Here is a 14,080-nt window from a genome sequence, read left to right as displayed (position 1 = left end):
GGACACAGGACGCGGCCGCCCTGCGGGCGCCGCGCCCCAGCATGCCGCCACCACCATGAACGCCACCCACGACATGCCTTCGGACGCCACCAGCCCGGCGCCGCTGGAGGCCTCGGCCAGCCGCCGGCCCCAGCGTTCGCGCGTGGGGCTGAACCTGTTCTGGCGTACCTTCTTCCTGCTGGCGCTGTTGCTGGTGGGCTGCATCCTGGCCTGGGTGCAGACGCTGCGCGCGCTGGAGTTCGAGCCGCGCACGCTGCAGACGGCGCAGCAGATTGCCTCCATGGTCAACCTGAGCCGCGCGGCGCTCGTGCATTCCGACGCCATCGCCCGTGTGTCCCTGCTCAAGACCATGGCGGACCAGGAGGGCGTGCGCATCCTGCCGCGCGAACCCAAGGACAAGTTCGAGCTGCTCCCGCCCTCGGCCCTGGGGCAGCGCCTGACCGAGGAGCTCACGCAGCGGCTGGGGCCGGGCACCATCGTGGCCAGCAGCGTCAACGGCGAGAACGGCCTGTGGGTGGGCTTCATCATCAACGGAGACCCCAACTGGCTGCTCATGGACCGCTCGCGCCTGTCCACGGCCGGCGGCAAGACCTGGCTGGTCTGGCTCATCATCGTGGGCGCGCTGTCGCTGGCGGGCGCCGCCATCATCGCGCGGCTCATCAACCACCCGCTCAAGCAGCTCAGCGACGCCGCCAACCGCGTGCGCGACGGCGACTTCGCCGCCGGCCAGCTCGACGAGGAGGCCGTGACCAGCGAGATCCGCGAGGTCAACATCGGCTTCAACCGCATGGCGCAGAAGCTCGCCAAGCTGGAGCAGGACCGCGCCGTGATGCTGGCCGGCATCTCGCACGACCTGCGCACGCCGCTGGCGCGCCTGCGCCTGGAGACCGAGATGAGCGTGACCGACGAGGTGGCGCGCGAGCACATGGTGGCCGACATCGTGCAGCTCGACGCCACCATCGACAAGTTCCTCGACTACGCGCGTCCCGACACCGTGGCGCTCAGCCCCGTCAACCTGCATGGCGTGGTGTCCTCCTGCGTGTACGCGGTGCAGGACCACCGCGAGCTGCAGATCACCATGAACGTGCCCGAGGACCTGATGGCGATGGCGGACGAAGTGGAGCTGGCGCGCGTGATCTCCAACCTGCTGGAGAACGCGCGCCGCTACGGCAAGAACCGCGAAACCGGCATCACCACCGTGGACATCGCCGCCAAGGCGCGCGAGAAATGGGTGCTGATCAAGCTGCGCGACCATGGCCCCGGCGCGCCGCCGGAGCAGCTGGCCAACCTGACCAAGCCGTTCTTCCGCGGCGACTCGGCGCGCACGGCGGCCGCGGGCGCGGGCCTGGGCCTGTCCATCGTGGACAAGACCGTGCAGCGCATGGGCGGCATCTTCGCGCTGGCGAATTCGGCCTCGGGCGGGCTCGTGGCCCACATCCAGCTGCAGCGCGCCACCGACCTGCCCGAGGGGCAGGACCCGCAGCAGCGCCTGCAGCGCCCGCAGGTCAAGCGCCACCTGCCGCCTACGGCAGACCTGCCGAAGCGGCCGGTATAGGCGTCAAGCGCGGCGCACCAGCAAGACGGCGGCGCGCGCCTCGATGGCCAGGCCCTGCCCCACGGGGCCCAGGCGCTCGGCCGTCTTGGCCTTCACGTTCACCTGGTCGCCCTGCAGGCCCAGGGCGCCGGCGATGCGCTCGCGCATGGCCGGTATGTGGGCCGCCAGGCGCGGCGCCTGCGCCACCACGGTGCTGTCGATGTTGCCGATGGCGTAGCCCCTTTCCCGCACGCGGCGCGCGGCCTCGGTGAGCAGCGCCACGGAATCGGCGCCGCGGAAACGCGCATCGGTGTCGGGGAAATGGCTGCCGATGTCGCCCAGGGCCGCCGCGCCCAGCAGCGCATCGGTGATGGCGTGCAGCAGCACGTCGGCGTCGGAATGCCCCAGCAGCCCCATCGCATGGGGAATCTCCACGCCGCCGATGACCAGGCGCCGCCCGGGCACCAGCGCATGCACGTCCCAACCCTCGCCAATCCTGAAATCCATGCTCGTTCCGTTCGCCGCTAGCGCGGTGTTGTGGAGGAAAAAAAGGTCTGCGCCGGCTCGCTGGCCGCCGCGCCGCGCGCGCCGCCGAATCGATCCAGCGTGGCACCGTGCATGCGCTGGGCCAGCACGGCCTCGGCCAGGGCGAAGTCGTCCGGGTAGGTCACCTTGAAGTTCTGCGCGCCGCCGGGCACCAGGCGCGGGTGCAGGCCCATGGCCTCCATGGCGCTGGCCTCGTCGGTGGCCCCCACGCCCACATGCTCCAGCGCGCGGCGCAGCGCGCCGATGCGGAACATCTGCGGCGTCTGCGCGAGCCACTTGTCGCTGCGGTCCACGGTGGAGGCCACGCGCACGCCGCCGGGCCCGTCCGTGGCGGTCTTGAGCGTGTCGGCCAGCTTGTGCGCGAGCAGCCCGCCCACGCTGTCGTGCTGGCAGGCGTCGATCAGCGCATCGATCTGCGCCGTGGCCACCAGGCAGCGCGCGGCGTCGTGCACCAGCACCCAGTCCTCGTCCAGCGCCCCGCGCGCCTGCAGGGCCTTGATGCCGCCCAACACCGTGTCGGCGCGCGTGGCGCCGCCGCAGGGCACGGCGAAGAAGGCCGGATGCGTGTGCTGCGCAAAGAACCCGTCGCCCGGCGCCACGGCCACCAGCGTGCCCGCCAGCCGCGCCACGCCGGCAAAGGCCGCCAGCGTGTGCAGCACCATGGGCTGGCCGGCGACCACCTGGTACTGCTTGGGCAGCACGGCGCCCGCGCCCGGCTGCGTGCGCAAGGCACGCGTGCCCGTGCCCGCGCAGGGCAGCAGCGCCCAAAAGCGCCCGGGCACGTGGCGGACAGGGTTGTAGGCGGGCAACAGGTCGGTCATGGGTGGGCATTCTAAAATCGCGGGTTGCCACAAGCCTGCCGAGGCGCATCGCGCACCTATCCAGGCGACACCTCCCGCATGGACCTGCCCAAACTCTCCCCCGGAAAACGCTTCACCCTGCCCCGCCCCGCGGGCAGCAGCGACGCCCTGCTGCTGGCCCGCCTGGGCGAGCGCGAGAAGGCCGCCGGCCGCTGCACGGCCATCGTCACGTCCGACGCATCGGACGCGCAGCGCCTCATCGACGAGATGGCGTTTTTCGCGCCCGGGCTGCGCTGCGCGCTGTTTCCCGACTGGGAGACACTGCCGTACGACAGCTTCTCGCCGCACCAGGACCTGATCAGCGAGCGCCTGGCCACGCTGTGGCGCATCTCCCAGGGCGAGGCCGACGTGGTGCTGGTGCCCGCCACCACGGCCCTGTACCGCCTGGCGCCGCCCGCGTTCCTGGCCGGCTACACCTTCCACTTCAAGGTCAGGCAAAGGCTGGACGAAGCCAAGCTGCGCGCGCAGCTGACCCTGGCCGGCTACCAGCATGTGTCCCAGGTGGTGGGCCACGGCGAATACGCGGTGCGCGGCGGGCTCATCGACCTGTTTCCCATGGGCTCGCCGCAGCCCTACCGCGTGGATCTGTTCGACGACGAGATCGACTCCATCCGCACCTTCGACCCCGACAGCCAGCGCAGCCTGTACCCCGTGCCCGAGGTGCGGCTGCTGCCCGGGCGCGAGTTCCCCATGGACGACGCGGCGCGCGCCAAGTTCCGCCAGCGCTGGCGCGAGCTGCTGGAGGGCGACCCCACGCGCAGCCGCATCTACAAGGACATGGGCAACGGCGTGGCCACGGCGGGCATCGAGTACTACCTGCCGCTGTTTTTCGACGAGACCGCCACGGTGTTCGACTATCTGGGCGAACAGGCCACGGTGGTGCTGCACGGCGACCTGGAGACCGCCTTCCAGCGCTTCTGGCAGGACACGCGCGAGCGCTACCGCCTGATCCAGGGCGACCCGGACCACCCCACCCTGCCGCCCGAGGCGCTGTTCCTCTCGGCCGACCAGTTCTACGCGCAGGCCAAGCCGCACGCCCAGCTGTCGCTGCGCCCGGGCGTGGAAGACGTGGCCGACAACGCCCGGTTCCAGAAGCTGCCCGACCTGTCCGTGGCACGCGGCGCCGAGGACCCGCTGGCGCGGCTGCAGGCCCACATCCGCGCCACGGCGCAGCGCGTGCTGCTGCTGGCCGAAAGCGACGGCCGGCGCGAGAGCCTGCTGGACTTCCTGCGCGCCTCGGGCCTGAATCCGCCGGCGTTCGACTCGCTGGCCGAGTTCCAGGCCACGCCCGGGGAGCGCGTGGGCATTGCCACGGCGGCGCTGGCGACGGGCTTCGCCTGGATCGAGGAAGGCCTGGACCTGGTCACCGAGACCGAGCTGTTCGCCCAGGGCGCCACCACCCGCCGGCGCAAGAAGCAGGAGCAGGCCAGCGACGTGGAGGCGCTGATCAAGGACCTGTCGGAGCTGAAAGTGGGCGACCCGGTGGTGCACAACCAGCACGGCATAGGGCGCTACCGCGGCCTGGTCAGCATGGACGTGGGCAACAAAAACCCCGACGGCAGCCCGGCGCCGCAGGAGTTCCTGCACCTGGAATACGCCGACAAGGCCGTGCTCTACGTGCCCGTGAGCCAGCTGCAGCTCATCGGCCGCTACACCGGCGTGTCGGCCGACGAGGCGCCGCTGCACAAGCTGGGCAGCGGCCAGTGGGAGAAGGCCAAGCGCAAGGCCGCCGAACAAGTGCGCGACGCGGCGGCCGAGCTGCTCAACATCTACGCCCGGCGCGCCGCGCGCCAGGGCCACGCCTTCCGCTACGCGCCGCAGGACTACGAGCAGTTCGTCGCCGATTTCGGCTTCGAGGAAACGGCCGACCAGAACGCCGCCATCCACGCCGTGGTGCAGGACATGATCAGCCCGCGCCCCATGGACCGCCTGGTCTGCGGCGACGTGGGCTTCGGCAAGACCGAGGTCGCCCTGCGCGCCTGCTTCGTCGCCGTGACGGGCGGCAAGCAGGTCGCCTTCCTCGCGCCCACCACGCTGCTGGCCGAGCAGCACTACCGCACGCTGTGCGACCGCTTCGCCAAATGGCCCGTGAAGGTGGCCGAGGTCTCGCGCTTCCGCTCGGGCAAGGAGATCACCGCAGCCGTGAAGGGCATCGCCGATGGCACGGTGGACATCGTCGTGGGCACGCACAAGCTGCTCAGCGAATCGACCAAGTTCAAGAACCTGGGCCTGCTCATCATCGACGAGGAACACCGCTTCGGCGTGCGCCACAAGGAGGCCATGAAGGCCCTGCGCGCCGAGGTGGACGTGCTCACGCTCACGGCCACGCCCATCCCGCGCACCATGGGCATGGCGCTGGAGGGCCTGCGCGACCTCTCCGTGATCGCCACCGCGCCGCAGCGCCGCCTGGCCATCAAGACCTTCGTGAGGAACGAGGGCACGGGCGTGATCCGCGAGGCCGTGCTGCGCGAACTGAAGCGCGGCGGCCAGTGCTACTTTTTGCACAACGAGGTCGAGACCATAGAGAACCGGCGCCAGAAGCTGGAGGAAATACTGCCCGAGGCGCGCATCGCCGTGGCCCACGGCCAGATGCCCGAGCGCGAGCTGGAGAAGGTCATGCGCGACTTCGTGGCCCAGCGCTACAACATCCTGCTGTGCTCGACCATCATCGAGACCGGCATCGACGTGCCCAGCGCCAACACCATCCTCATCAGCCGCGCCGACAAGTTCGGCCTGGCCCAGCTGCACCAGCTGCGCGGCCGCGTGGGCCGCAGCCACCACCAGGCCTATGCCTACCTGATGGTGCCCGACATGGACGGCCTGACCAAGCAGGCCCAGCAGCGCCTGGACGCCATCCAGCAGATGGAGGAGCTGGGCAGCGGCTTCTACCTGGCCATGCACGACCTGGAGATTCGCGGCGCCGGCGAGGTGCTGGGCGAGAACCAGAGCGGCAACATGCTGGAGGTGGGCTTCCAGCTCTACAACGAAATGCTGTCCGAGGCCGTGCGCTGCCTCAAGGCCGGCAAGGAGCCCGACCTGCTCGCGCCCATGCAGGCGGCGACCGACATCAACCTGCACGCGCCCGCGCTGCTGCCCGACGACTACTGCGGCGACGTGCACCTGCGCCTGTCGTTCTACAAGAAGCTGGCCACGGCGCGCACCAGCGACCAGATCGACGCGCTGCTCGAAGAGATCGTGGACCGCTTCGGCAAGCTGCCGCCGCAGGCGCAGACGCTGATCGACGTGCACCGCCTGCGCGTGCTCAGCGCGCCCTACGGCGTGGTCAAGGTGGATGCGGCCCCCGGCATCATCCACATCACCTTCAAGCCCCGGCCTCCGGTGGACCCCATGGCCATCATCGGGCTCATCCAGAAGAACCGGCACATCAAGCTGGCCGGCAACGAAAAGCTGCGCATAGAGCGCGAACTGCCCGAGGCCACCGCGCGCGCGCAGATGGTGCGCGACGTGCTGCGCAGCCTGGGCCAGCCGCCGGCCGAAGCGGCGCAGGCGGCCTGAGCCATGGTCCTCGAAGCCGCATTCGCCCTGCTCGCCCTGGCCATCGCGCTGGCCTTCAGGCCCTGGCGGCTTTTGGGCAGCCGCGAGCCCCTGGCGCACGAGACGCATGGCGCTCCCTCCGCGCTGTGGACGCCGCTGCTGGCCACCCTGGTCATCCTGCCCTGGGCCTGGGCCCTGCCCACGCTGCACCACATGCCGCTGCAGCTGCAATGGTCGGGCGCCTGCCTGGTGCTGCTCATGCTGGGCTGGCCGCTGGCCGTGCCCGTGCTGCTGGCCGTGGGGGCGATCGCCGCGCTGGTCTCGCCCGGCCTGTCATGGGCCGACGCCCTGAGCCTGGCCGTGTGGCAGGGCGTGGTGCCGGCCACGCTGGCGCTGCCGCTGGGCGCGCTGCTGCGGCGCGGCGCCGGCACGCACGCACTCGACGGCGTGCGCCCCTTCGTCTACGTGCTGGGCCGGGCCTTCCTGGGCACGGCGGCATGCATGTTCGTGGCCGGCTCGCTGTCGCAATGGACCGGCCACGTGCTGCCGGGCGTGGGCGAGCAGCTGTCGCTGGTGGCGCGCTGGCTCATGGCCTGGGGCGACGCCGTGGTCACCGGCATGCTGTGCGCGGTGTTCGTGGCCTTCAAGCCCGAATGGCTGGCCACCTGGTCCGACCAGATCTACCTGCCCCGGCCCTGAACGACAATCCCCTTTTTTACCCGCTCCCGCTGCCCCATGCGTTCCACTCCCACCGAAATCGCCCCCGGCCTCGTCGTGCAGGGCATCACGCCGCCGCTGGCGCTGAAGAACTACAAGCTCATCGCCTTCGACATGGACTCCACGCTGATCAACATCGAATGCGTGGACGAGATCGCCGACTTCGTCGGCTGCAAGGCCGAGGTGGCGGCCATCACCGAGGCCGCCATGCAGGGCGTGATCACCGACTTCAAGGAAAGCCTGCGCCGGCGCGTGGCGCTGCTCAAGGGCGTGACCATGGCCGACCTGGAGCGCGTCTACGGCGAGCGCCTGCGTATCAACCCGGGTGCCGCCGAGCTGGTGCGCGCCTGCCGGGCGGCGGGGCTCAAGACCCTGCTGGTCTCGGGCGGCTTCACCTTCTTTGCTCACCGCGTGCGCGAGCAGCTCGGCATCGACTTCGCGCGCGCCAACGTGCTGGAGGTGCGCAGCAGCACCAATTGCGGCGAGCTCACGGGCCGCATGGTGGACCAGGCCTGGGGCGACATCTGCGATGGCCTTGAAAAGCGCCGCACCATGCTCGAGGTCGCCTCGCTGCTGGGCATCGAGCCCGAGCAGTGCATCGCCATGGGCGACGGCGCCAACGACCTGCCCATGATGGGCGCGGCCGGCCTGTCGGTGGCCTACCACGCCAAGCCCGCAGTGCGCGCCCAGGCCCAGGTGGCCATCAACCAGGGGGGATTGGACCGCCTGCTGGAAATACTGAAATGAGGCAGGCGGGGCCGCGCCGCGCCGGCTTCATGCGCCGCGGATAGCCGCCGATACGTATGCACATCCTCATCGTGGACGACGAAGCCCTGGCGCGCAGCCGCCTGCGCACCCTGCTGGGCGACTGCGATGCGCGCCACACGGTGGCGGAGGCCGCCCACGCCGCCGACGCGCTGGCGCAGCTGGCCATCAGCGGCGGCCGGGCCGTGGACGTGGTGCTGCTCGACATCCACATGCCGGGCCAGGACGGCCTGGCGCTGGCGCACCAGATCCGGCGCCTGCCGCACCCGCCGGCCATCGTGTTCGTCACCGCGCACGCGGACCATGCGCTGTCGGCCTTCGAGCTCGACGCGGTGGACTACCTCACCAAGCCCGTGCGCCTGCAGCGCCTGCAGCAGGCCCTGGCGAAGGTCCGGCGCGCCACGGGCCAGGGCGCGTCCGCGCAGGCGGCGCAGCCGCCCGAGGGCGAGGCCCTGCTGATCCAGGAGCGCGGCCGCACCGAGCGCGTGCCGCTGGCCGACGTGCTGTACCTGCGCGCCGAGCAGAAGTACGTCACGGTGCGCACCGCCACGCGCAGCTTCATCGTGGACGACGCGCTGTCGGAGCTGGAGGCGCGCCACGCCGCGCATTTCCTGCGCGTGCACCGCAGCACCCTCGTGGCCCGCCGCGCCATGCGCGCGCTGGAAAAGCACTACGACGAGGCCGAGGGCGAGGGCTGGGCCGTGCGCCTGCACGGGCTGGCCGAGCTCCTGCCCGTTTCGCGCCGCCAGATGGCCGCGGTGCGCGAGGCGCTGGCCGGATGAGCGCCGATTTGCATTCGATCGGATAACCAGGCAGGGACCATCGGAGAAGCTGGCGCCGCACAGGCCAGAGCCGCCGCGCCGCCCTGGCGGGGCGCTCCGTTTCAGCCTAGAAACGGCAGTTGGATGCGCTTGCCAGTGCCGCTATTGGCGTGCCAGGCAAGGCGGAGCAACGCCGCATGGCACGCCGAGAGCGGTGCCGACAAGTGCATGGCGCTGTCACCCAAAAGGCGAGCGTGATCGGAGCCAGCGAGTTCAAGTATGGCGCGGCTTTCAAGAAGATGGCAAGCGGTCAACTGCCGTTTCCAGGTTCAATGCCCGTGGTGTGCAAGCTCGCCGACCACGGCCACTGCCGCCATGCCCGCCGCGAGCCAGGCAATCTGCACCAGCGTCTGCGCGGCCGTCAGGCGCTTTTGCAGCTGTGGAATCAAATCGGCCAGGGCCACGTAGATGAAGCTGCTGGCCGCGATGGCCAGGAAGTACGGCAGCGCCCCGTCCCACAGGCCCACCAGGTAGTAGCCCACGAAGCCGCCCAGGGCCGTCACGGCACCGGCCAACGACACCTTGAGCAGGGCCGCATTGCGGTGGCGGCTGCTGTGGCGCAGCACCACCAGGTCGCCGATGTGGTGCGGCACCTCGTGCGCCAGCACCGACAGCGCGGCCACCGCGCCCAGGCGCATGTCGGCCACGAAGGCAGAGGCGATCAGCACCCCGTCGCCAAAGCAGTGCACGCTGTCGCCCGTGAGCAGCGACCAGCCGCCATGCCCATGGTGGTGCCGGTGATCGTGCGCCGCATGGGCATGGCCGTGGATGTGCTGCTCGCCCGGGCTGTGCTCGTGGCCGTGGTGCCACAGCTCTGCCTTGTCCAGCAGGAAGAAGAACACCAGCCCCAGCAGCAGCGTGGCGAACAGGTTGCGCGCGCTGGCCTCGCCCTCGAAGGCCTCGGGCAGGATGAGCATGAAGGCCGTGGCCAGCAGCGCACCAGCCGCCAGGCTCAGCAGATGCTGCGGCCCCACGCGCCCGCGCCCACCCAGGCCCACGCGCAGCAGCGCCGCCGCCAGCCACACACTGCCAATGCCTGCGGCCAGGGTGGCCAGAATGATTGCTACCAATGTCATAGCTATTCGCGCTTGTCCCTATTGGGGAAACGCTTATTTCTCTCTTAAAACAAAAAACACGCGCCATCAAAAAAAGCCCCGAGGGGCTTTTGCCGTCGCTGCATCCCGGACGCCGCTCACGCTACGCCGTTGCGCCTGAACCAGGCCAGCATGCGCTGCCAGCCATCCTGCGCCGCCTCCTTGCGGTAGCTCGGGCGGTAGTCCGCATGGAAGGCATGGGGCGCGTCCGGATAGACCACGAACTCCGAGGCCTTCGCGGCGGATGAGCCTTGCGCGAGGGCAGCTTTCATCTTATCAATCGTGTTGTCATTTTCAGAAGACGACTGCACCAATTGAATGGGCATAACGGCTGTTGTGCAGCCCACTCATGACAGACCGATATCAGCAGTCGGCTGCACCAATCTCGTCTATGCTTAATACTCGTGTGCACCAAAGCGAGGTGAGCATGGCGACCGATACCGTACCGATTGCCGAGCACGGCGTAGCCACCCTGCCAGAACAGGCATGGGAGCGTGCGCGTCGTCGTGCGGAGATCATTGGGCCGCTGGCGCAGTCGGAGACGGTCGGGCATGAAGCGGCCGACGCGGCAGCCCAGGCACTGGGTTTGTCCCGGCGGCAGGTCTACGTCCTGATCCGCCGTGCCCGGCAAGGTTCGGGACTGGTCACTGACTTGGCTCTTGGGCAGTCGAGCGGTGGCAAAGGTAAAGGCCGCTTGCCGGAGTCGGTCGAACGAATCATCCGCGAGTTGCTCCAAAAGCGCTTCCTGACCAAGCAGAAGCGCAGCCTGGCGGCCTTCCACCGCGAAGTTGCGCGGACGTGCAAGCTGCAGAAGCTGCGGGTGCCGGCGCGCAACACGGTGGCGTTGCGGATCGCCAGCCTTGATCCACTCAAGACCACTCGCCTTCGGGAAGGCCAAGATGCGTCCCGCACCCTGCAAGGTGCCGGTGGTGTTCCGCCGCCAGTTTCCGCACCGCTGGAGCAGGTGCAGATCGACCACACAGTCATCGACCTGATCGTGGTGGACGAGCGCGACCGGCAACCGATTGGCCGTCCGTACCTGACCCTCGCCATCGACGTGTTCACCCGCTGCGTGCTCGGCATTGTCGTCACGCTGGAAGCACCGTCTGCCGTTTCGGTTGGTCTGTGCCTCGCGCATGTCGCCTGCGACAAGCGCCCTTGGTTGGAAAGGTTGGACGTGGAAATGGTCTGGCCGATGAGTGGCAAGCCCGCGCTGCTCTACCTGGACAACGCGGCCGAATTCAAGAGCGAGGCGCTGCGCCGTGGCTGCGAGCAGCATGGCATCCGGTTGGACTATCGGCCTCTCGGGCAGCCGCACTATGGCGGCATCGTGGAACGGATCATCGGCACGGCGATGCAGATGATCCACGACGATCTACCGGGAACAACCTTCTCCAACCCGGACCAGCGCGGCGACTACGATTCCGAAAATAAGGCCGCCCTGACGCTGCGCGAGCTGGAGCGCTGGCTCACATTGGCGGTCGGCACCTACCACGGCTCGGTGCACAACGGTCTGCTTCAGCCACCGGCGGCGCGCTGGGCCGAGGCCGTGGCGCGCGTCGGCGTGCCGACCGTCGTCACCCGCGCCACTGCCTTTCTGGTCGATTTCCTGCCCGTCCTCCGCCGCACCCTGACCCGCACTGGCTTCGTCATCGACCACATCCACTACTACGCCGATGCGCTCAAGCCGTGGATAGCTCGGCGCGACCGCCTGCCTGCGTTCCTGATCCGGCGCGACCCACGCGACATTAGCCGCATTTGGGTGCTGGAGCCGGAGGGGCAGCACTATCTGGAAATTCCATACCGTACCTTGTCGCACCCGGCTGTCACCCTCTGGGAGCAACGGCAGGCACTGGCGAAATTGCGGCAACAAGGGCGCGAACAGGTGGATGAGTCGGCGCTGTTCCGCATGATCGGGCAGATGCGCGAAATCGTGACCACTGCGCAGAAAGCCACGCGCAAGGCGCGGCGCGACGCGGATCGACGCCAGCATCTCAAGTCAACGGAACAACCTATCAAAGCCACGCCACCAGCGGACACGGACATGGCAGACGCGCAGGCGGACAACCAGCCACCTGCCAAACCGTTCGACCAGATTGAGGAGTGGTAGCCGTGGACGAATATCCCATCATCGACCTGTCCCACCTGCTGCCGGCGGCCCAGGGCCTGGCCCGTCTCCCGGCGGACGAGCGCATCCATCGCCTGCGCGCCGACCGCTGGATCGGCTATCCGCGAGCAGTCGAGGCGTTGAACCGGCTGGAAGCCCTGTATACGTGGCCAAACAAACAACGCATGCCCAACCTGCTGTTGGTCGGTCCAACCAACAACGGCAAGTCGATGATCGTCGAGAAGTTCCACCGCGCCCACCCGGCCAGCTCTGACGCCGACCAGGAGCACATCCCGGTATTGGTCGTGCAGATGCCGTCCGAGCCGTCGGTGATCCGCTTCTACGTTGCGCTGCTTGCGGCGATGGGTGCACCATTGCGACCGCGCCCACGGCTGCCGGAAATAGAGCAACTGGCGCTGGTACTGCTGCGCAAGGTCGGCGTGCGCATGCTGGTGATCGACGAACTGCACAACGTCCTGGCCGGCAACAGCGTCAACCGCCGGGAATTCCTCAACCTGCTGCGTTTCCTCGGCAATGAGCTGCGCATCCCGCTGGTTGGGGTCGGCACGCGCGACGCCTACCTGGCGATCCGCTCGGATGACCAGTTGGAAAATCGGTTCGAGCCGATGATGCTGCCGGTGTGGGAGGCCAACGACGATTGCTGCTCACTGCTGGCCAGCTTCGCCGCTTCGCTTCCATTGCGGCGACCCTCGTCGATTGCCACGCTGGACATGGCTCGCTACCTGCTCACACGCAGCGAGGGCACTATCGGCGAACTGGCGCACTTGCTGATGGCGGCGGCCATCGTCGCCGTGGAGAGCGGCGAGGAAGCGATCAACCACCGCACGCTCAGCATGGCCGATTACACCGGCCCAAGTGAGCGGCGGCGGCAATTCGAGCGGGAACTGATGTGAAGCCAGCGGCGCGCTGGCCACTGCATCCGGTACCCAGGGAAGGCGAAGCCCTGTCTTCGTGGCTCAACCGCGTGGCCCTTTGCTATCACATGGAAGTGTCCGAGCTGCTGGAGCACGATCTTGGTCACGGCCAGGTTGATGATCTGGACACCGCGCCACCACTGGCGCTGCTGGCGATGCTCTCCCAGCGGAGCGGTATCGAGCTGGATCGGCTGCGCTGCATGAGTTTCGCTGGCTGGGTGCCTTGGCTACTGGACGGCCTTGATGATCAGATTCCAGCCGCATTGGAAACCTATGCGTTCCAGCTCTCGGTACTGCTGCCGAGATTCCGCCGTAAGACGCGATCCATCACGAGCTGGCGTGCCTGGCTGCCCAGCCAGCCGATAAACCGCGCCTGTCCGCTCTGCCTGAACGATCCGGAGAACCAAGCCGTACTGCTCGCGTGGAAGCTGCCCCTGATGCTGAGTTGCCCGCTGCATGGCTGCTGGCTGGAATCCTATTGGGGCGTGCCAGGGCGGTTTATCGGCTGGGAGAACGCCGACGCCGAACCGCGCACCGCCAGCGACGCGATTGCGGCGATGGACCAGCGTACCTGGCAGGCACTGACAACCGGTCACGTGGAGCTGCCGCGCCGAAGCATCCACGCCGGATTGTGGTTTCGGCTGCTACGCACGCTGCTCGATGAGCTGAACACCCCGCTTTCCGCGTGCGGAACCTGCGCGGGGTATCTCCGCCAAGCCTGGGAAGGCTGCGGGCATCCGCTGCGTGCTGGGCAAAGTCTGTGGCGACCGTATGAAACCCTGAATCCGGCAGTACGGTTGCAGATGCTGGAGGCGGCGGCAACGGCAATCAGCTTGATTGAGGTGAGGGACATAAGCCCGCCAGGCGAGGAGGCAAAGCTATTCTGGTCCGAGCCCCAAACCGGGTTCACCAGTGGCCTGCCGACGAAAGCGCCGAAGCCCGAACCCATCAATCACAGGCAGCGTGCAGTCCAGGCCATCGACGAGGCCATCATTGAAGCGCGGTACGACCCCGAGACGGCACGCTCATTGTTTGCGTTGGCTTCCTATGGTCGGCGCGACCCAGCTTCCCTGGAACAGTTGCGCGCCACCTTCGCGAAGGAAGGCATTCCCCCGGAATTTCTGTCACATTATGAGCCTGACGGACCCTTTGCATGTCTTAGACAAAATGACCGGTTAAGTGACAAATTTTGACGGCCTGAGCTTT

11 protein-coding genes and 1 pseudogene are annotated in these 14,080 nt (G+C 68.5%); 8 read left to right on the top strand and 4 right to left on the bottom strand.

Annotated elements, in window-relative coordinates; all coding sequences use genetic code 11:
* Window positions 1-55: 55 nt before the first annotated feature.
* Window positions 56-1,555, top strand: a complete 1,500-nt coding sequence (locus ACX12L_RS00260) for a sensor histidine kinase (protein ID WP_459260719.1) — start codon at window positions 56-58, stop codon at window positions 1,553-1,555.
* A 3-nt stretch (window positions 1,556-1,558) separates the two neighbouring features.
* On the opposite strand, the gene ispF is transcribed toward ACX12L_RS00260, so the two are convergent.
* The gene (ispF, locus tag ACX12L_RS00255) at window positions 1,559-2,041 is read right to left on the bottom strand and encodes a 2-C-methyl-D-erythritol 2,4-cyclodiphosphate synthase (protein WP_459260718.1); all 483 of its coding nucleotides are present in this window, start codon (window positions 2,039-2,041) and stop codon (window positions 1,559-1,561) included.
* Between the two features lie 17 nt (window positions 2,042-2,058).
* Window positions 2,059-2,901 carry a 2-C-methyl-D-erythritol 4-phosphate cytidylyltransferase gene (gene ispD / locus ACX12L_RS00250; protein ID WP_459260717.1) on the bottom strand — a complete coding sequence of 281 codons (843 nt, stop codon included), beginning with the start codon at window positions 2,899-2,901 and terminating at the stop codon, window positions 2,059-2,061.
* Between the two features lie 78 nt (window positions 2,902-2,979).
* Here ispD and mfd point away from each other — a divergent pair, with 78 nt between their 5' ends.
* Genes mfd through ACX12L_RS00230 form a run of 4 tightly spaced genes read left to right on the top strand, consistent with a single transcriptional unit; the run spans window position 2,980 to window position 8,699 of the window.
* Complete coding sequence (mfd, locus tag ACX12L_RS00245; protein ID WP_459260716.1) at window positions 2,980-6,456, top strand: transcription-repair coupling factor; 3,477 nt, start codon at window positions 2,980-2,982, stop codon at window positions 6,454-6,456.
* Between the two features lie 3 nt (window positions 6,457-6,459).
* Window positions 6,460-7,134, top strand: a complete 675-nt coding sequence (locus ACX12L_RS00240; protein ID WP_459260715.1) for a hypothetical protein — start codon at window positions 6,460-6,462, stop codon at window positions 7,132-7,134.
* Between the two features lie 36 nt (window positions 7,135-7,170).
* Complete coding sequence (serB, locus tag ACX12L_RS00235) at window positions 7,171-7,899, top strand: phosphoserine phosphatase SerB (RefSeq protein WP_459260714.1); 729 nt, start codon at window positions 7,171-7,173, stop codon at window positions 7,897-7,899.
* 56 nt (window positions 7,900-7,955) lie between these two features.
* Window positions 7,956-8,699: a LytR/AlgR family response regulator transcription factor gene (locus ACX12L_RS00230; protein WP_459260713.1), complete on the top strand. Its 744-nt coding sequence runs from the start codon at window positions 7,956-7,958 to the stop codon at window positions 8,697-8,699.
* A gap of 308 nt (window positions 8,700-9,007) precedes the next feature.
* Here the strand turns inward: ACX12L_RS00230 and ACX12L_RS00225 are convergent, their stop codons facing one another.
* Both ACX12L_RS00225 and ACX12L_RS00220 read right to left on the bottom strand, forming a co-directional pair.
* A complete protein-coding gene (locus tag ACX12L_RS00225; protein WP_459260712.1) occupies window positions 9,008-9,814 on the bottom strand; it encodes a ZIP family metal transporter in 807 nt (268 codons plus the stop codon).
* Window positions 9,815-9,930: 116 nt separating this feature from the next.
* Window positions 9,931-10,119: pseudogene (locus ACX12L_RS00220) on the bottom strand (dienelactone hydrolase family protein); the annotation flags it as partial.
* 104 nt (window positions 10,120-10,223) lie between these two features.
* On the opposite strand from ACX12L_RS00220, the gene ACX12L_RS00215 reads away from it, so the two are divergent.
* The 3 genes from ACX12L_RS00215 to ACX12L_RS00205 are packed head-to-tail and all read left to right on the top strand — an operon-like array spanning window position 10,224 to window position 14,067.
* Window positions 10,224-11,942, top strand: coding sequence for a Mu transposase C-terminal domain-containing protein (locus ACX12L_RS00215; protein WP_459260984.1), 1,719 nt, complete (start codon window positions 10,224-10,226; stop codon window positions 11,940-11,942).
* A 2-nt stretch (window positions 11,943-11,944) separates the two neighbouring features.
* A complete protein-coding gene (locus ACX12L_RS00210) occupies window positions 11,945-12,853 on the top strand; it encodes a TniB family NTP-binding protein (RefSeq protein WP_459260711.1) in 909 nt (302 codons plus the stop codon).
* On the top strand, window positions 12,850-14,067 hold the full coding sequence (locus tag ACX12L_RS00205; protein WP_459260710.1) for a TniQ family protein: 1,218 nt from the start codon (window positions 12,850-12,852) through the stop codon (window positions 14,065-14,067). The genes ACX12L_RS00210 and ACX12L_RS00205 overlap by 4 nt, the downstream gene beginning before the upstream one ends.
* Window positions 14,068-14,080 lie beyond the last annotated feature (13 nt).

Source organism: Alicycliphilus sp. T452, from assembly GCF_054512775.1.
The sequence above is the reverse complement of the archived record's forward strand: the minus strand, read 5'-3'. Positions and strand labels throughout refer to the sequence as shown.

Excerpts from the sequence above, each read along its gene's own strand:
- ACX12L_RS00260 (WP_459260719.1), top strand. The coding sequence starts at position 56 with ATGAACGCCACCCACGACATGCCTTCGGACGCCACCAGCCCGGCGCCG.
- ispF (WP_459260718.1), bottom strand. The coding sequence starts at position 2,041 with ATGGATTTCAGGATTGGCGAGGGTTGGGACGTGCATGCGCTGGTGCCC.
- ispD (WP_459260717.1), bottom strand. The coding sequence starts at position 2,901 with ATGACCGACCTGTTGCCCGCCTACAACCCTGTCCGCCACGTGCCCGGG.
- mfd (WP_459260716.1), top strand. The coding sequence starts at position 2,980 with ATGGACCTGCCCAAACTCTCCCCCGGAAAACGCTTCACCCTGCCCCGC.
- ACX12L_RS00240 (WP_459260715.1), top strand. The coding sequence starts at position 6,460 with ATGGTCCTCGAAGCCGCATTCGCCCTGCTCGCCCTGGCCATCGCGCTG.
- serB (WP_459260714.1), top strand. The coding sequence starts at position 7,171 with ATGCGTTCCACTCCCACCGAAATCGCCCCCGGCCTCGTCGTGCAGGGC.
- ACX12L_RS00230 (WP_459260713.1), top strand. The coding sequence starts at position 7,956 with ATGCACATCCTCATCGTGGACGACGAAGCCCTGGCGCGCAGCCGCCTG.
- ACX12L_RS00225 (WP_459260712.1), bottom strand. The coding sequence starts at position 9,814 with ATGACATTGGTAGCAATCATTCTGGCCACCCTGGCCGCAGGCATTGGC.
- ACX12L_RS00215 (WP_459260984.1), top strand. The coding sequence starts at position 10,224 with ATGCTTAATACTCGTGTGCACCAAAGCGAGGTGAGCATGGCGACCGAT.